The organism is Methylotenera sp. (assembly GCF_029945535.1).
Classification (GTDB): Bacteria; Pseudomonadota; Gammaproteobacteria; order Burkholderiales; family Methylophilaceae; genus Methylotenera.
This window is the reverse complement of record NZ_JAQSCU010000010.1, coordinates 593,602-612,128: the sequence shown is the minus strand read 5'-3', so window position 1 is coordinate 612,128 and position 18,527 is coordinate 593,602. Positions and strand designations below refer to the sequence as shown.

17 protein-coding genes are annotated in these 18,527 nt (G+C 42.2%); 4 read left to right on the top strand and 13 right to left on the bottom strand.

Features of this window, described 5'->3' with window-relative positions; all coding sequences use genetic code 11:
* Positions 1-118: 118 nt before the first annotated feature.
* From PSU72_RS05965 to PSU72_RS05925, 9 genes are all read right to left on the bottom strand, one after another.
* Positions 119-1,540, bottom strand: coding sequence for a mannose-1-phosphate guanylyltransferase/mannose-6-phosphate isomerase (locus tag PSU72_RS05965; protein WP_300431407.1), 1,422 nt, complete (start codon positions 1,538-1,540; stop codon positions 119-121).
* The gene (locus PSU72_RS05960; RefSeq protein ID WP_300431406.1) at positions 1,530-1,922 is read right to left on the bottom strand and encodes a MarR family EPS-associated transcriptional regulator; all 393 of its coding nucleotides are present in this window, start codon (positions 1,920-1,922) and stop codon (positions 1,530-1,532) included. The genes PSU72_RS05965 and PSU72_RS05960 overlap by 11 nt, the downstream gene beginning before the upstream one ends.
* 97 nt (positions 1,923-2,019) lie before the next feature.
* Entirely contained in the window at positions 2,020-3,420 is a 1,401-nt protein-coding gene (locus tag PSU72_RS05955) for a phosphomannomutase CpsG (protein WP_300431405.1), read from the bottom strand.
* A gap of 7 nt (positions 3,421-3,427) precedes the next feature.
* The gene (locus PSU72_RS05950) at positions 3,428-3,838 is read right to left on the bottom strand and encodes an RNA-binding S4 domain-containing protein (RefSeq protein ID WP_300431404.1); all 411 of its coding nucleotides are present in this window, start codon (positions 3,836-3,838) and stop codon (positions 3,428-3,430) included.
* Positions 3,839-3,855: 17 nt separating this feature from the next.
* Positions 3,856-5,997 (bottom strand): AAA family ATPase, encoded by a 2,142-nt coding sequence (locus PSU72_RS05945; RefSeq protein ID WP_300431403.1) that lies wholly within the window; start codon positions 5,995-5,997, stop codon positions 3,856-3,858.
* 64 nt (positions 5,998-6,061) lie between these two features.
* Positions 6,062-6,511: a molybdopterin synthase catalytic subunit MoaE gene (gene moaE / locus PSU72_RS05940; protein ID WP_300431402.1), complete on the bottom strand. Its 450-nt coding sequence runs from the start codon at positions 6,509-6,511 to the stop codon at positions 6,062-6,064.
* Positions 6,512-6,527: 16 nt separating this feature from the next.
* Positions 6,528-6,797 (bottom strand): molybdopterin converting factor subunit 1, encoded by a 270-nt coding sequence (gene moaD, locus PSU72_RS05935; RefSeq protein ID WP_300431401.1) that lies wholly within the window; start codon positions 6,795-6,797, stop codon positions 6,528-6,530.
* Between the two features lie 11 nt (positions 6,798-6,808).
* Complete coding sequence (locus PSU72_RS05930; protein ID WP_300431400.1) at positions 6,809-8,149, bottom strand: DNA recombination protein RmuC; 1,341 nt, start codon at positions 8,147-8,149, stop codon at positions 6,809-6,811.
* A gap of 75 nt (positions 8,150-8,224) precedes the next feature.
* Positions 8,225-9,022: a uroporphyrinogen-III synthase gene (locus PSU72_RS05925; protein WP_300431399.1), complete on the bottom strand. Its 798-nt coding sequence runs from the start codon at positions 9,020-9,022 to the stop codon at positions 8,225-8,227.
* Positions 9,023-9,246: 224 nt separating this feature from the next.
* On the opposite strand from PSU72_RS05925, the gene PSU72_RS05920 reads away from it, so the two are divergent.
* From PSU72_RS05920 to PSU72_RS05905, 4 genes are all read left to right on the top strand, one after another.
* Positions 9,247-10,944 (top strand): CHASE2 domain-containing protein, encoded by a 1,698-nt coding sequence (locus PSU72_RS05920; protein ID WP_300431398.1) that lies wholly within the window; start codon positions 9,247-9,249, stop codon positions 10,942-10,944.
* A 27-nt stretch (positions 10,945-10,971) separates the two neighbouring features.
* On the top strand, positions 10,972-11,487 hold the full coding sequence (locus tag PSU72_RS05915; protein ID WP_300431397.1) for an SH3 domain-containing protein: 516 nt from the start codon (positions 10,972-10,974) through the stop codon (positions 11,485-11,487).
* Positions 11,484-12,464, top strand: a complete 981-nt coding sequence (locus tag PSU72_RS05910) for a M48 family metallopeptidase (protein ID WP_300431396.1) — start codon at positions 11,484-11,486, stop codon at positions 12,462-12,464. The genes PSU72_RS05915 and PSU72_RS05910 overlap by 4 nt, the downstream gene beginning before the upstream one ends.
* Positions 12,465-12,746: 282 nt before the next feature.
* The gene (locus tag PSU72_RS05905; RefSeq protein ID WP_300431395.1) at positions 12,747-13,412 is read left to right on the top strand and encodes a hypothetical protein; all 666 of its coding nucleotides are present in this window, start codon (positions 12,747-12,749) and stop codon (positions 13,410-13,412) included.
* Between the two features lie 19 nt (positions 13,413-13,431).
* On the opposite strand, the gene PSU72_RS05900 is transcribed toward PSU72_RS05905, so the two are convergent.
* The 4 genes from PSU72_RS05900 to PSU72_RS05885 form a co-directional block, all read right to left on the bottom strand.
* Entirely contained in the window at positions 13,432-14,466 is a 1,035-nt protein-coding gene (locus tag PSU72_RS05900) for an AI-2E family transporter (RefSeq protein ID WP_300431394.1), read from the bottom strand.
* A gap of 76 nt (positions 14,467-14,542) precedes the next feature.
* Positions 14,543-15,115 (bottom strand): YigZ family protein, encoded by a 573-nt coding sequence (locus tag PSU72_RS05895; RefSeq protein ID WP_300431393.1) that lies wholly within the window; start codon positions 15,113-15,115, stop codon positions 14,543-14,545.
* Positions 15,116-15,127: 12 nt separating this feature from the next.
* On the bottom strand, positions 15,128-16,813 hold the full coding sequence (locus tag PSU72_RS05890) for a formate--tetrahydrofolate ligase (protein ID WP_300431392.1): 1,686 nt from the start codon (positions 16,811-16,813) through the stop codon (positions 15,128-15,130).
* A gap of 85 nt (positions 16,814-16,898) precedes the next feature.
* Positions 16,899-18,371, bottom strand: a complete 1,473-nt coding sequence (locus tag PSU72_RS05885) for a helicase HerA-like domain-containing protein (RefSeq protein ID WP_300431391.1) — start codon at positions 18,369-18,371, stop codon at positions 16,899-16,901.
* Between the last annotated feature and the right edge of the window lie 156 nt (positions 18,372-18,527).

Here is an 18,527-nt window from a genome sequence, read left to right as displayed (position 1 = left end):
CAAATCAGTTCAGGGCTAAATAATGTTGCACATACTTCTGAATCACACTTGATATGATAAATTAATATGTTGCGACTGGTTTTAGGGATAATTACCCCTATGACAAAAACAGCTTTAGTCACTTTGTAGTTAATCTTCCATAATTATCATCAAACCGCACAATATCATCTTCACCAACATATTCGCCGCATTGTACTTCAATAATGCTTAAAGGCTCTGCTCCATTATTTGCTAAGCGGTGTCGATGAGTTTGAGGAATATACGTAGATTGATTCTCTTGTAAACTATATTCAATATCATTATTGTTGATGGTCGCAATCCCTGAAACTACCACCCAATGCTCAGAACGATGCTTATGCATTTGCATGGAGAGTTTTGCGCCGGGATTTACAACAATGCGTTTAATCTTAAAATTGATGCGCTCTTCTAACACTGTATAACTGCCCCATGGACGATAAACTGTCTGATGAATCTCTGTAAGCTCAGGTTTTTGTGCTTTTACTTCTGCTACCAATAACTTTATATCTTCGGCACGGCTTCTATCGCAAACTAAAGTCGCATCCGCAGTTTGAATCACCACCACATTGTTTAAACCTAATGTAGCTAACAATCCAGTTTCAGTCCAAATTAAACTATTTTGGGTATCTAAACTTACTACATCACCATGCGTGACATTGTTACTTTCATCTTTTTCATGTCGCGCGTAGATAGAGTCCCAACTGCCTAAATCACTCCAGCTCATGTCAACAGGCACTACGGCTATTTTACCAGCATGCTTTGCCAATACTTCGGCCAAGCCATAATCCATTGATAAACTTGGGAAGTTAGCATAACTTTCTGCCAAGTTTTCATGATTCATAGCACAAACTTGCTCATAAATTTCAGGCTGAAATTGAGCGAGCATCTGCATAAAAGTGCTAGCTTTGAACACAAACATGCCACTATTCCATAAGTAACCATCACTTACAAATTGCTTTGCATTTTCCAAGTCTGGTTTTTCTACAAACTGTGCCACCTGATGTACTGGTAATGCGCCATTTAATGGTATTTGTTGATTTGGTTTAATGTAACCATAACCTGTAGCGGGCTCGTGCGGTTTGATCCCTAGCAACACCAAGTAGTCTTGTTCTGCTAGTAGTTCTGCAGTTTGCCATGCGCTTAAAAAAGCATCTTCATTGTCAATAGAATGATCTGAAGCAAATACGCCTATCATTGCAGACGCATCTATTTTATATATTTGGTAGGCTGCCCAAGCTATGGCGGGTAAAGTATTTCTGGCAATGGGTTCAGCCAAAACATTGGTGACGGCCTGCGGGAAAAGTTCGGCCAACTGTCCTTTTACTTCAAACTTATGATCTTCATGCGTCACAGTGAATAAATTAGCGGGATCAATATGCCGAGCTAAACGCTGAGCTGTTTGCTGTAACAAGGTTTGCTCTCCATTAAGCGCCAACAGCTGCTTGGGCCTCAACGTACGAGATAAAGGCCATAGTCTTGTGCCAGAACCACCACAAAGAATGACAGCATAATTATTTTTCAAGATTGATGACTTTCATTTGAATAGCAGTTTTCTCTAGATCTGATGTTGCATCTGTAGTTAACACCGACTTTGTTTCTTGAACTAGCAAGCTGATCTCTGCCTTAAGCAACTCATATTCCTGCATTTTAATTTTTAAAAACCTTAGCGTAATGCTGGATTTTTCTTCAATCCCATTTGGTGTGAGCAAATACATATATGCCAATTTGTTTTGGCTATTACGAAAATTCGTGGCTTTGAGAAAACCTTTTTCAATTAAGGCTTTAAGACAAAAGTTAGCTTTACCAAGACTAATACCCAAGCTTCTGGCAAGCTCTCGCTGACTAATCTCAGGCTTAGCCTCTACTAATTTCAGAATCTTGTATCTATACTCGTCAGTTAGCATTTTAAATCTACGTGATTTATGCGTTCATAAGATGAACGCAAGTCTATCAAAAAAACTAACCAACTGGCAACCAATTCTACAAAAAGAATTTTCGACGTTATAAGCTACCGATTAAGCCTGTAATTTCTTTAACCTTTTGTTGCACTAATTCTGCGTCAGCTCGCGCTTCTATGTTTAAACGTAACAGCGGTTCAGTGTTCGAACCACGCAAATTAAATCTCCAGTTCTCAAAAGTCATACTCAGCCCGTCGGTATCTTCTAGAACAGGTGATTGACCCATAAAGTAATCTTTAATTTTCTGTATAGCATCTGCTACGTTAACAACCTTAAAGTTAATCTCCCCACTGCATGGAAACAAGCTAATGCGCTCTGCAACAAGCGCTGATAATGATTTCCTCGTTTGACTTAAAAGCTCGCAAACGAGCAACCAAGGAATCATGCCGCTATCACAGTATGCAAAATCTCTAAAATAATGATGCGCACTCATTTCACCTCCATAAATAGCATTTTCTAACCGCATACGCTCTTTAATAAACGCATGACCGGTTTTACTCATCACGGCCTGACCACCAGCGTTAGTCACGATATCTACCGTATTCCATGTGAGGCGCGGATCATGAATAATTTTCTCGCTAGGATGTTTTGCTAGAAACGCAGCCGCAAGTAAGCCTACAATATAGTAACCTTCAATAAATTGGCCATCTGCATCAAATAAAAAACAACGGTCAAAATCACCATCCCAAGCAATACCCATTTCGGCTTTATGTGCGATAACCGCATCAGAGGTTACCGCTTGATTTTCCAATAGCAATGGGTTTGGAATGCCATTAGGAAAGTTACCATCAGCATCGTGGTGAATTTTAATAAAACTAATAGGAATTTTTTTCTGCTTAAAAACACGTTCTATTGCGTCAATGACATGTCCTGCTGCGCCATTACCAGCATTTACAACCAATTTGAGTGGACGTAACTTATCTACGTTGATATAAGTAAGTAGATGCTCGACAAAAGCTGGTAACACATCTTGCTTAACATAAGTACCATGTTGTTTTACTTCAGGATTTTGGTTAACTGCTAAAAATCGGTTTGCTTCTGCAATTTTTTGGATTTCACGCAAGCCTGTATCGCCGCTGATGGGTTTCGAACCCTCTTTGACCAATTTCATGCCGTTATAATTCATAGGGTTATGGCTTGCTGTCACCTCAATACCGCCATCAACTTTAAGATGAAATGTCGCGAAATAAACTTCTTCAGTACCAGCCAACCCTATATCAATGACATTCACACCCTCATCCATCAATCCATTGGCAAGCGCTACTTTGAGGCTCTCACTGCTAAGGCGAATATCTGCTCCTATCACGACTGACTTAGGTTGCAAGTAAACTGCATAAGCCCGCCCAATTCGGTAGGCAATATCTTCATTCAGTTCATCGCCCAGCCTGCCACGTATATCGTAAGCTTTGAAGCAGGTGAGCTTTGCTTGTTGATTGGAGTTCATAGTCATATTAGCCAACAGTTCCACCAGTAAATTTCTTAATATCTCTCAACTGCCGCTTAGTCGGGCGTCCAGCACCTCGATCTCTTAGAGCATATTCGCCTTCACCTGTTACCTTATCATGTTCACGCTTGGTAATACTTGTCTGAGTTTCAGTATATAAAAGTGCCGCTTCTGGGGCACCTCTACGGATGTTTGATAGCGCAAGAACATTAACTTCAATTTCAAAATCTCGGTTACGAATATGAATGACTTGCCCTATATGTACTTCTTTAGCGGGTTTAACTCGGTCGCCGTCGACGTGAACCTTGCCAGTTTCAATGGCTGCAGTTGCTAAACTGCGGGTTTTAAAGAAGCGTGCAGCCCATAACCATTTGTCTAGCCTGCACTTAGCATCATCATTTTCTGCGGATTTTGACATGTTTGGATTCACGCATTTTACTTGGTCAATATTTTAGGGGAGTTAGCTTCTAATATTTTTTTGAATGTTATTAGCTTTGTTTCGGCAAGTTTATTGATTTCTTGCAGAGTATGGCCAGTGATGTGCAAAATACCTTCAGCTACATTGTTCATCGTAGTGATGTGGAATTGGCCATTGGCAACGGCATCGACAACTTCATCACGTAGCATCAGGTGTCGCATATTGCGTTGAGGGATTAATACTCCTTGCGTGCCATCTAAACCTATATCTTTGCAGACTCTAAAGTAGCCTTCAATTTTTTCGTTTAAGCCACCGACTGGCAGCACTTCGCCATGTTGATTAAGCGCACCAGTGACGGCGATGCCTTGTTTAATGGGCAGTTGCGTTAATGCTGACAGCAGGGCAAACAACTCCGCGCATGATGCTGAGTCGCCATCTACGCCGTTATACTCTTGCTCAAATACCAATGAAGCTGTGAGGTTTAATGGGTTGAATTGTGCAAAGTTAGTATGTAGCCAACTCTGCAATATCATCACGCCTTTATCATGCGTGGGGCCGCTCATAGACACTTCGCGATCTATGGTGAGTACATCTAATCGACCCGCATAACAATTTGCTGAGATCCGCACTGGTGAGCCAAAGCTCGCGTCAGCAAGGTCTATGTGCGTGAGTCCGTTAATCTGCCCTACTGTTTCACCATGCACGTTAATCATCAATTCGTTATCGACAATAGAGTCACGCGCATGCGCCTCAATGTAACTATGGCGGGCATATTTGCGATTAATCGCAGCTTTTACATCTTCCTGCTCTACCGACTTTGCTCCGCGTAACTCAGCGGCAGCGGCACTTTCGAGCATGAGTTTTTCTAAAACAGCAAACTTGGTACTGATGCGTGTTTGGTCTTCTTCTAGCCTGTGCATAGCTTGCAACAAGGACACGACTGCTTCTGCTGTGAAGTGACTACAGTTGAACTGCTGACATTTTTGCGCGATAAAAGCAGCATACGCTGAATAATTTTCTGCGTTTGCTTTTACTTTCTCAGCGAATTCTATTTTGATAGGGAAATAGCTGAAAAAATCGTATTTCTCATCAATCAACTCATAGTAATCTTCTCGCGTTGCCACTAAAACTAGCTTCACTGAAACTGGTATCGCATCTTGTGCACTGACAAAACTAGAGCCTTGACTACTACTGCTGGTCAAATCTTCAATTTGCAAGGTGCCATTGCGTAAAAAGCGATGCAATTTTTCAAGTAATTGAGAGCCATTTTGTTCATCAGCCAAAATATCGCGCAGATGCAATAACAAGGTACCGCCATCTGCACGCAAGAGATTACCTGCTCTTAATCGCATAAAATCTGGCGTAGTGCTTGAATCACCAGCACTCTCAATGCCGCCGAATAATGATTGCAAACTTGGGTCATTATCGTAAATAACAGGCGCATATTGGTTTGCAGCATGCTCTACAAGTACATTGACGCGATAACGCCCAAAGAAACCTTCGCTCATCAGTGCGTCTAAATTGTTATCAGAATCAGCACTGGCGCTAGGCTGCCAAGCCTCTAAAGTATCTAAAATGTCTTTTTGCAATAACTCAAAATATTGGGTGAGCTGCTTGTCCGCTTGAATTTGTGGAATATTTGCTTTGATAGTACTTATCTGAGCATTTAAGAAATCTTGAATTAACGTTGTAGCGTTATCTTTAATTTTAGCTTCTAACAGATTCGCCAATTCTTTTGCTAATTGACGCACAAACTGATCTAAGCCTTGCTTCAACTGCATACCCACGCCAGCAGGCAATTTTAAAAACAGCGGCTTAGTATTGCTATCAAACTGATGAAGTGCTATTAAGTCAGAAGGCGCAACTTGCTTAGAAGCTGCTTCATGCATAGCACTTAACATTAGCGTTGTACGCCCTGTTCCAGGCTCACCAAGCGCAAGCAGATTAAAACCAGCTTGTTGCAAATTCAAACCAAACTCAGCGGCTTTTTTCGCCTCTGATTGTGCTACCCATGCTTGATGCTGCGCACTTTTACTATCTGCCGCAATGAGCTCTGAAGTATCAGCAAAGTTAAATTGCTTAGCAGAAATGTTAAGCGTTAATTGCTGAGGGGATAACAAAGTCGAACTTGTTGATTGAGATTGAGTAGAGGTTGACATGGCGCCTTGCTAATTATTTAAGTGTTAATTTCGTATATATTTGTGTTACTTTTTGGAACTGATTTTATTTCCAGCGCTCACGCGCGTCATCGTCTGTAAGTTTGGCATCCACCCAGCGCTCACCTTGACTTGTCACTTCTTTTTTCCAGAACGGCGCTTCAGTTTTTAAGTAGTCCATGATGAATTCACAGGCCTTAAAAGCTTCGCCACGATGTGCACTACTTACCGCCACCAATACAATTTGGTCTGTCGGCTGCAAAATTCCAACACGGTGAATCACAAGGGCATCGAATATATCCCAACGGCTTTGGGCTTGGCTCACAATCGCTTCGAGTGCCTTTTCCGTCATCCCCGGATAATGCTCTAAGGTCAGCTGCGAAACGGTACCACCTTCATTCAAATCGCGCACTTGCCCAATAAAACTAACAACAGCACCAGTATCTTTACGGGCATTACGCAGCTGGCTCAGTTCAAAGCCTGTATCAAAATCTTGTGTTTGTGTGCGTACCGTCATGACTAAATCTTACAGCCTATCCGCCCGTCACTGGTGGGAAAAAAGCCACCTCGTCGCCATCAGTAATTGGTGCATTGTCATCGACCAATTCGTGGTTAATTGCGCCTCTTACTTTTAACTTACCCATCAGCATTTGTTGCCAAGTGTCGTTGCGTTTTGCTAGGTAAGCTTTTAGTTTTAGTATGGTCAGCGTGCGCGCAAAATCATCGTTTGGCAACTCTAAATCTTCAGTGGAAAATTTGAGTGTTTCTTTCAACCTTGCGAAATATAATATTTTAATTTTCATAGTGTTAACAATTAAACTTCATCTTCTTTATCATCAATAATATCCAGCACATCAAGTGGTTTATTTGCTAATTCTACGCGCTCAATTTGAGCAAAGCGATTAGATATTTTTTGACTGCTAATATGCACTTCTTGTGCGTTTTCATGCGCTTGGCGGATATTGTCTGCAAGCTTTTTCATACGTTGATCAAAGCGACCAAAGTCCTTACTGAGTTTACCTAACTCTTCTTTAATCACGTGTACTTGCTTACGCGTTTCAACATCTTTCAGCACGGCGCGTGCGGTATTGAGCACTGCCATCAGCGTAGTTGGTGAAACCACCCAGACGCGTTTATTCATGGCGTATTCAATCACATCGTTGTGATAAGCGTGCAGCTCAGCAAACACTGCCTCAGCGGGTATAAACATCACTGCGCCATCAGACGTCACGTTTGAGATGATGTATTTATTAGCAATGTCATCTACATGTTTTCTAACATCAGACTTGAATTGCTTTTCTGCAGCTAGCTGTTCAATATCGCTCAATTTACTATCAAACATGCGGTGATAGTTTTCAAGTGGAAATTTGCTATCTACAGCTACCGTACCTGTTGGGTCAGGCAAAAACAAAGCGCAATCTGCGCGCGTGCCATTTTCAAATGTATATTGCATGGCGAATGAGTTGACCGGCAATACATTGCGCACCAAGGCCTCCAGTTGCACTTCACCAAACGCGCCACGGCTGCGTTTATCGCCCAGTAGCTCTTGCAAACTTACAACATTGGTTGTTAAGCCATCAATTTTCTTTTGCGCCTCATCAATGGTCGCAAGACGCGCCATCACATCCACAAAGGTTTGGTTGGTCTTTTTAAAGCCTTCATCCAAACGCTCTGAAACTTTTCCACCAATTTGCTCAAGACGTCCATCAACAGCTTTGGTTAGGCTTTCAATGCTCTGCGTTAGCGTAGTAGTTGCTTTCAACATAGTGTCGTTGATAAGCACCTGTTGTGACTTGCCCTGCTCGCTTAAAGTCGTATGTAGTTTTTCTAACACCGTTTCACGCGTTAACGACAAGCTGTTATTTTGCGCTAATTGGAGCGCCTGCATGGCGTCACGAGTAGCTTGTAACTCAGCAGCGACACTAGAACGCAAACGCTCGCTGGTTTCATTAGAAGATGTACTTAAGCGATCGCCCAGCTTGTTTAAACCATCGTTAAAATCTAGCAACATCGCACGGTGCTTTTCTTCTAACTGCTGCAAAATTGCCTGTTGTATCACATCGGTATTTTTATCAAGCTGATTGACGCGCAAAACCTGCCAAATCATCAGCAATAAGATGGCAACTGCCACCACTAAAATTAATATTTGTATCATAAGGCGAGATTATACCTGATGCGGATTACTCCGTTTTTAGAATAAATCTCCAAGAAAGACCAACTCAGAAGTGAATTAAGCAAACTTGCTATTAATCGCCGTAATAAAAGGACCTAGCTTGGGGGGGTGTGGTTCAACATCGACTTTGATGCCAAATTTATTCAGCGCAACGGTGCACACTGGGCCAATAGAAGCCACCATGCTTTTATTGAGCGTTGCTAGCAATGCTTGATGACGACCAAGTGCTTCTGCTACTGTAAAAAAGTTATAGACTTGCGATGCGCTGGTAAAACACACCATATCAACCTTACCGGCATCTAACGCATCCATTAAGTCAACCAGCGGTTGCGTATCTGCGGGCAAGCTCCAACGATAAGTGGCAATCTCAGTGACTATAGCGCCTCTTGCATCTAAGGCTTGCTGAAGCTCCAAGTTGACATCGCCATAGCGTTGCACCGCTACTCGCTTGCCTTTAATAGTGTATTTATCTAACTCAGCCAACACTTCCGTTGTTGTAAAAGGATCACCCGCAGTTGCATCTATCCTTACTTTATATGAGCGTAATGCTGACGATGGTTTAATGCCTCTAACAATCACAATTGAGGATTCAAGAATCTGCTTAAGCTTCTCGGTAATGCCTAATGTGTCAGTAGCAGCAAATAAAGCTTTAACGCCAACGCCTGTTTGAAAAATAAAGATGTCAGGCGCATTTTTCTGCCAATCATTAATTAAACTCGTGATTAATGCAGGATCAATATCTGGAATCTCTGCCAATGCTGGCGCCGAAAAAGGCGTACCGCCATATTTCCTTACCAAGTCGGCAAGTTGCTCGCCTGCACGGTTTTCTAAAATGGCAATGGTTTTATTTTTCAATGTACAATTCCTAGGTACTAGACAGAAAGGCATCAGCCAAGGAGTTTTTTGGCTAAAAATTTAATGACTTTAATTAAATGACCTTGCAATTAATGCGTGCGTTTTATTGGTTTTTAGTTTAAGTTTTTGGTTTAAGTTTTCAGTATAACAAATCCCTGACACCTAAAAATCATTTATGGGGCCATTTATGATTTTAGGTAGACCAATTTCTCAAGTAAATATTAATGATTAAACTCAAATTAATTCTCACTCAATGGCTAGTTAGTATTACTCGCAAGTTACAAAATAACTTTTATTTGTACTTATGCGCGTTACTTTCTGTGCTGATTTTATTGGATGCTAGCCTATTTCACATTGGCGAGAACATGCGTAACCGCGCATTTGATTTGATGGTGAAAAATCGCATCGTAAAAGCTAAAGTTGACCCAGACATTGTGATTGTTGATATTAACGAAGCCTCCCTCAACGCCATGGCAAAGGAATATGGCCGCTGGCCGTGGCCACGCCAAGTGTTTGGCGAGTTTATAGAGAATATTGAAAGTCAAAATCCAAAAGCGATTGTGTTTGATATTTTGTTTAGTGATGCGGACGTGTACAACCCTGATAGCGATACCTATTTTAATGACGTAATTGCTGAGACTAATAATACGTTTTTCCCTATGCTACGCTTATCACCAGCCAGTGACAATTTAAGCAAAATCACGCCAGATATGATTCCTGGCATCAAACGTCAATTTAAAAACGTTGATGGTGAGCCTGTCTCAGTAGTTAAGAAGCCTATCGCCATCGTATTGCCACATTTTGAAGCCGCGCTTAATTCCAAGCGACTCGGCACACATAACATTTATGCCGATGCAGATGGTATCGCACGAGAATACAGACTTTGGCATAATGAAAATGGTTGGCTATTACCATCACTGCCGCTGGCAGTGGGCAGTTTTGCGCAAATGAACTCAATGCCACCACCACAAGACATGTTGATTAACTGGCGCGGCAAAGCGTTTACTTACCCTTACGTGAGCTTTAGCGATGTATATGCGGACATGGCAAGTAAAGTCAAAAAACGCGCTCCAGATGAATTTACTAATAAAATCGTCATTATTGGCTCGACTGCACCTTCACTGTTTGACATTAAAGCAACAGCTATGGCAAAAGAGTTTCCTAGTGTAGAGATTTTAGCCACTGCGATTGATAACGTAAAACACGTCGACTACTTACATGTATGGCGCGGTACTACGCCGTATGTGTTAATGAGTCTGATACTTATATGGCTCACTGCTTTAGCTTTTTACCGCAATGTCGACCGCGACAAAGTAACCAAGGTTTTTGGCAGTAGTCAGATTTCTCTGCTAGGTCTTTCTTACGTTGTACTTAACTTAAGCAATACTTATTTTGATATTACTGGCCCTATTACTTGGGCGATCATGTATTTCAGTGTGGCAAAAATATATGCATTAGCTAACGACCGCGCCATGCAAAGGCTGCTAGCTAACGATATTGAATCAGGTAAAAAAGGTGCTGCTATATTGTTGATGCCGATTGTGATTGATAGCGAAGTACCGTTTAGCGACAATATGCTAAAAATTCTGCAAAACAGCATTGCACAAGGCTGCACCCTGCCTGCCACTGTGGAAATATTAAAAGGCACACAAAGCGGCATATGGGGGCTGTTTACTGACATGATTACGGTTAGCTGGGCTTACCAGCATGACAATGCGATGGAAGCGGAAAAAGCGAGTGCTGACGCTACACAGTTAGGCCTGCAATTAAAATCTATACTGCAAAATACAGGTATGCCAAACGATACTACCGTGCGTTATATCCATCATACAGGCGTACTGAATGCCGAAAAAGCAATGGATAGCCAATGGCGTGGTTTATTCGCGCAGGCCATTATTAAACTGGATATTTTAGAAAACTAGCTTTAAAAAAAAGAGAGAACAACTCAAATGAGAAACTTAACCAAACTGCTAATCGCAGCAAGCTTACCAGCATTGCTATTAGCCAATATTAGTATGGCGGCAGAAACAGGTAGCGCACTTAAAAACGACAGCATTCGCTTCGAGCCATTTGCAGATGCTAAGGTTACAGGCACGCTGAGCCGTGGTGATAGCCTTGAGATTATTAGTAAGAAAGGCGCTTGGCTACAAGTAAAATCAAAGAAAAGCGCAGGCTGGGTGCGTTTACTTTCAGTCAAACGTGGCAGTTCTAGCTCTAACAATCAAGTAGGTGGCGTATTAGCCGCAGCCAGTGGTCGCGCTGGTACTGGGCAAGTAGTTTCTACTACTGGTATACGCGGCTTGAGTGCAGAAGAGCTTAAAGCAGCAAAATTTAATGAATCTGAAGTAAAAGCTTTAGAAAGCTATACGCAAAGCGCGGAGCAAGGCCACCAATTCGCCAATGCTGGCAACTTAAAGACCATTTCTTTTCCTAACTTAAAAGCAGTGAATGGAGGCTCAAAATGAGTCTAACGCGCACAATAAATCTAAGAAAAAACATACTCATTCCAACGCTAGTTGCAAGCATACTTGCTGGCATGAGTATGAATAGCGAGGCATTTGATTTAAATGACGCTTTAAAAGATGCGGTAAAAAAACAAATTGAACAACAAACGGGACAAACTGAATCACAGCAAACACCCACCACGGACAATCAAACAACAACAACTGTGCCAAACAATACGACCAGCACCGTAGCGGCAGACTCTACTGAAAAAGCTCAACCAACCATCAACTGGAAAAGTCCAAGTAAAGCCGAAGAGATTGCGTTAGGTCGTGAAATTACAGGTAATTTACTAGGTGCGGCGCCATTAGTAAAAGATGAAGCTTTACAGAAATACGTCAACTCTGTAGGTCGCTGGGTCGCTTCACAATCAGAAAGACCTGATTTGCCTTGGCACTTCGGCGTCATTGAAAGTGACGATTTAAATGCATTTTCAGCGCCTGGTGGTTATGTGATGGTGACTAAAGGGTTGTACCGAAAAATGAGCAACGAGGCGCAGTTAGCAGGTGTGCTTGGCCATGAAATTGGTCACGTAGTCGCAAAACATCAACTCAAGGTTTTGCAAAAACAACAGCTACTTAATATGGGTGCTAGCTTCCTCAGCAAAAAACTAGCTAAAGATAACAAAATCATAAGCAAAGCAATCGGCAGCGGCGCTGAAATTAGTGCGAGAAGTTTAGATAAAAATGCGGAGTTTGAAGCCGACAGACTAGGCTTAAGCTATGCGACGCGCGCGGGATACGAGCCATTTGGCTTAACCGATGTGTTGCAAATACTAGGGCAGGCAAATCCAAATGACAATAGCGTCGCTTTATTATTTAAAACTCACCCTCTGCCTGATGAAAGGTTGGCTTCATTGGGAGATGCTGTTGGCAACAAGCTTGATAATATTACCAATGGGAAAACGCTGGAAAATAGGTTTTATAAACTTAAGAACTAGTTAATTGGAACTCTGCTTCACATATTTTAACACCTCAATTTATCCTATCTATTCAGCCATCAACCCTAATAATTGGTGACTGAATAGATGTGAATAACCTCGCTTAAACAGCAAATTAATCCAACCATTGCGGCACATCATCAATTAAGCGATAATCAGTTCGCAACGTTATTATTCTTCGAACTAAAACATAAATTTAACTTTTATGGAATTAGTCGTTATTGGGGCAACACCCTTTTCAGCGCAATAGATTCAACTAAAAAATCTATCGAGGAGCACTATATGCAACATCAAATTGATACTTTTCTTTTTTCCCTCAATCAATTCTGGCAACAAGTGGCCATGTTCTTCCCAAAGCTTCTAGCTGTGATTGTCATTTTATTTTGTGGCTGGTTAGTGGCTAAAGTGGGGCGCTTAGCTGTAAAACGAATTTTGAAGCTGGTGAAATTTGATCAATATGCTGGCAAATCTGGTTTAGAAGCCTTTTTAAAGAATGATGATTTTGACGTTTCATTGAGCGGCATTGTTAGCCAAGTCGTTTACTGGCTGGTGATTTTGCTGTTCGTGATTACTGGCGCCAATGCCTTAGGTATGACAGAGGTCGCCATCATGCTCAATCAACTGGCTAATTACTTACCAAAAATAATCGTGGCGATTGTTGTGTTGATATTTGGTACCTTATTGAGCCGCTTTATCAACCGTCTGGTTTTTGCTTGGCTGCATAGTATTAAGTTTGATGGTGCGCTAGCGATTAGCACTTCTGCAGAATATTTAGTGCAAATATTTGCAATTTTTGTGGCGCTTGAGCAATTGGATATTGGTACTCAACTGATTACTGCGTTATTTGTCATTATGTTTGGCGCAGTATTTTTAGCGCTAGCAATTGCATTTGGCCTTGGTGGCAGAGAGTGGGCAGCTAAAATCATCAACGATAGGCAAAAACGTTAAATTTGAAACTAGCCTTTACTTAAACCAAGTTTCTAGCGCGTAGCTCAGACTTAATGTAGGCATAGTAAATAGGCGCTGCGACTATGCCTGCTAGACCAAATGCGGCTTCCATACATAACATTGCAATCAACAACTCCCATGCATTCGCGCGAATTTGACTACCAACGATGCGCGCATTTAAAAAATACTCAAACTTATGAATAATCACTAAATAAGCTAAAGATGCAATAGCAACGCCCAGTGTGTGGCTTAAACTCACGACTACAATCATAGTGTTAGAGATTAAATTACCTATCACCGGAATCAAACCAATCACGAACGTAATGGCAATCATCGTTTTCACTAATGGCAGGTGTATGCCCATCAACGGCAGCACTACCGCTAAATAAATTGCTGTAAATGTGGTGTTAATAGCTGCTATACGCAACTGTGCGAATACCACACGTCTAAATGCATCGCTAAACAACTCACCGCGTCCTGCTAAGGCACGAGCGAATGGTTTAAAGTTATCCATTGCTACCGCCTCGCGCACGGCTAGAATGCCGCCGATAATCATACCAATGATGACATGTGCGGTGATACGCCCAGCCTCTTTTCCAACGCCTTGTAATTCATCAGCATGGGTGCGCAACCACGCCGCGGCTTGCTCTTTAAATGCTATCGCGTCCGCTGGCAAATGTTCGACTATCCAACTAGGCAGTATCTTGCGTGAATCTTCAATAATCTGCGCCATTTTAGCGAGCAACACCGTCAGGCTGCCAGCATCTGACCTAAAAAACGCCACTAAACCAGCACCTACAAGGGCGAGCAGACTGACAACAATCACGACTAAAATCCCTACGGCCCAAAGTTTAGAGCGATTGCTAGGTTTCTTTGTTGGAAACTTACGTGCAATAAGAGGCGTAATAATATGCACCAACTCATACACTAATAAGCCAGAAAGCAAAGCAGGTAGTAAACTAAATTTAAGTACAAAAATTAAAGCACATGCGGCAATCAGCCAAGCAGCTTTTTCGCATACTGATACTGGTAATAGTTGTGAAATTTTAGTCATGCAGCGTACTTTCCTTTAACGTTTAGATTAACAATAACACACATCGCCTACGTGCTAAATCTGTAAAAGTTAACTTTTACCCACCATGCGGCTTAAAACGATTTAGAAAGTTAGCCGATTCGGCCACTGGTAATAAAACCACCAACTCAATTTGATCGTTAAAAGCCTTGCTCACGATGCTGCCGTTACACTTTTGCAAAGCATTCGTCATTAAGTCCATTTGCTTGTAAGTAATCGTTAATGCGTAAGATTTCATTTCAACAAAATCGCTGGTTTTAGCGGCATCTAAAGCCAACTTAGCAGTGCCTCCATAAGCACGTGCGAGCCCGCCAGTACCTAAGTTGATGCCACCATAGTAGCGAATTACTGCAACACATACGTTAATTAAATCTCGCCCCTCAATCAACTTCAACACAGGCATACCTGCGGTACCTGAAGGTTCACCGGCATCTGAAAATCTCGGGACGATGCCCTGCTCTGTTTTGAGTCTGAATCCATAAGCCAAATGATGCGCACTTTGATGCTGTGCTGCAAACGCACGTAGCGCCTGCCCGACTTCACGCTCATCCGCGCAAGTTAGCGCCATTGCGATAAAACGGGATTTATTAATGGTTTGCTCAGCGAAACCTGCTTGTGTAAGAACTAACAATGTACCTTCTAACTAATTTAAGCCAACAATACTACCTGCCTGATTCACGCCAATACGCTCACTTGCTGGCTGTTTTGGTAGGCCAGGCATGGTCATGATGTCGCCACAGATGGCCACAATGAACTCAGCACCACGAGATAGCCTTAATTGACGTACTTTTAACACATGTGCCGTTGGGGCACCGCGCAGTGTTGGATCAGATGAAAATGAGTACTGTGTTTTTGCAATACATACAGGGTAATGACTATAATTTCTTTCTAATTCAACAAGTGCTAGCTGTGCTTCTACAGATAACTCAACATGGCTCGCACCATATATTTTCTGTGCTATGGTCTCGATTTTTTTTAGAAGGGGCATTTCATCTGGGTGAAGCAATTTAAAGTTATTTTGAGGTTGCTCAGTCATGCTGATGACTTCATGTGCCAAGTCTACAGCGCCTGCACCGCCACTCGCCCAATGCTTACACACCATGGCTTTAACGCCAAAATTGGCAGTTTCATTTTGTAACAATACAATTTCAGCATCGCTATCACTTAGAAAATGATTGATAGCCACGACAACTTTTAAACCAAAATGCTGCTGAAGATTTTCTATATGCTTTTTTAAGTTTGCCATGCCATTTTTTAAGGCGGTCAGATTTTCTTGATTTAACGATGCAACATCGGCACCGCCATGATATTTAAGCGCACGTACTGTTGCCACCAATACCACAGCGGCTGGTTGCAAGCCTGATTTTCTGCATTTAATATCAATGAACTTCTCTGCACCTAAGTCGGCACCAAAACCCGCTTCAGTCACCACAAAATCAGCCAACTTCAATGCGGCTTTTGTCGCAACTACTGAGTTGCAACCATGCGCAATGTTAGCAAATGGCCCGCCGTGCACTAAGGCAGCGGTATGCTCTAAAGTTTGCACCACATTTGGTTGAAAAGCATTTTTTAACAATGCAGTCATTGCGCCTTCGGCTTGCAAATCACTGGCTAATACCGGCTTATTCGCGCTAGTTAAGCCAATTTGAATATTACCTAGGCGCGTTTGCAAATCATCTAACGAAGTCGCCAAGCAAAATATCGCCATCACCTCACTGGCTACGGTAATATCAAAGCCCGTTTGCTGCTCTAAAGATGAACCGTCTTTATTATGACCATTTAGCGTAATGTCGCGCAAAGCACGGTCATTCATATCTAAGCAACGTCGCCAAGTAACGCTTGCAGGATTAATATCTAGCACGTTACCTTGATAAATATGATTGTCAATCAACGCGGCAAGTAAGTTATTAGCACTGCTGATGGCATGAAAATCACCCGTGAAATGCAAATTAATGTCTTCCATCGGGACTACTTGCGAATAACCTCCGCCTGTTGCGCCACCTTTTAGGCCAAACACAGGGCCTAGCGAAGGTTCACGCATACACACCATTGCGTGTTGATTTTTATTGGCAAGCACTTGATTCAATGCATCAGCCAACCCGATTGTGGTCGTCGTTTTACCCTCACCTGCTGGCGTTGGGCTGATAGCTGTAACAAGAATTAATTGACCATCAGTTTGAGCTTCTAACTTTTGAATGCAAGCCGCGCTAAGCTTTGCAATATGTTGTCCATAGGGAATTAAATCATCATGGTTTAGATCGAGCTTTGATGAAACTTGTAAAATCGGCTTGAGTGTTGCTGCTTGTGCGATTTCAATATCAGACTTCATAAAGGTTGTCCTTAGACTGTAGGTCGGGTTTTAACCCGACAATTGCAATATTAGCGGCTTTGTCGGGTTAAAACCCGACCTACAATTATTTGCGTCCGCCAAGAATACTGCCTAACACACCACGAACAATTTGACGCCCTAGTTGCGAGCCTATCGCACGCGCTGCGCTTTTAGCTGCAGCTTCCAATACACCGTCTGAACGACTTCCAGTCTTTTTACTACCGCCGAACATACCGCCCCAATCAAATCCTTCATCAGCTTTAGCTTCAGTCGCCGCTTGTTCTGTTCTTACCTTGAGTATTTCATAAGCAGATTCACGGTCTACTGACTTCTCATAAAACCCTGCGACATTTGAGGTGTTCACAACATTGGTGCGCTCGGCATCTGAAATAGGCCCAATACGGCTGCCTGGCGGGCAAATAAAGGTACGCTCTACTGGTGTAGGAATGCCTTTTTCATCTAAAAATGAAACCAAGGCCTCACCCACACCTAATTCAGTAATGGCGGTAGCCACATCTACTTTTGGGTTACTTCTGAAAGTATCCGCGGCAGATTTAACGGCTTTCTGGTCACGCGGCGTAAAGGCACGCAAAGCATGTTGCACGCGGTTACCTAATTGGCCAAGCACCATATCGGGAATATCGAGCGGATTTTGGCTAACAAAATAAACGCCCACACCTTTAGAGCGAATCAAACGTACCACTTGCTCAATCTTTTGCAATAACGCGTCTGGCGCATCGCTAAACAACAAATGCGCTTCATCAAAGAAAAATACTAATTTTGGTTTATCTAAATCACCTGCTTCTGGCATTTTTTCAAATAATTCTGATAAGAGCCACAACAACAATGTTGCGTAGATGCGCGGTGAGTTAAACAACTTATCACTGGCTAAAATATTGACGATACCGCGACCTTGCGAGTCCGTCTGCATGATGTCATCTAAATTAAGCGCAGGCTCACCAAAGAATTGATCTGCTCCCTGTGTTTCAAGCTCAAGCAAAGCACGCTGTACTGCACCTACGCTAGCCGCTGAGATATTGCCGTAATTAGTTTGATATTCAGCCGCATTTTCTGCAGCGTGTTGCATCATTGCGCGTAAATCTTTTAAATCCAGTAGCAACCAGCCTTTATCATCGGCTATCTTGAATACAGAGTTCAAAACGCCGCTTTGCACTTCATTTAAACTTAGCAAACGCGCTAATAACAACGGTCCCATCTCGGCCATGGTAGTGCGAACTGGATGTCCTTTTACACCGAATACATCCCAAAATGTCACTGGGCATTTTTTATAACTAAATTCATTTAAGGCAAGCTGTTGAACGCGAGCTTCCACCTTGGGGTTGCCGCCACCCATTTGGCTCATCCCAGCTAAGTCACCCTTCACATCTGCCATGAACACTGGCACGCCTATGTTTGAAAATTGCTCAGCTAAACTTTGTAATGTAACAGTTTTACCAGTGCCTGTTGCACCAGCAATTAGACCATGTCGATTGGCCATTTTAGGCAATACAAAACTAGAAGTTTCACTGTTTTTGGCAATTAATAAGGGTTCTGACATTTTTTTATTGTCCTATAACTTTGGGTGCAAGCAGATACAACATTGTAGCAAAACTAAGCTGGAGCAACATGAAAGTAATCAGACTTAAAAATACAAAAAAATGGCTGAAGATAATTAAATATCTTCAGCCATTTTTTAAATTAAAAACTATCAATT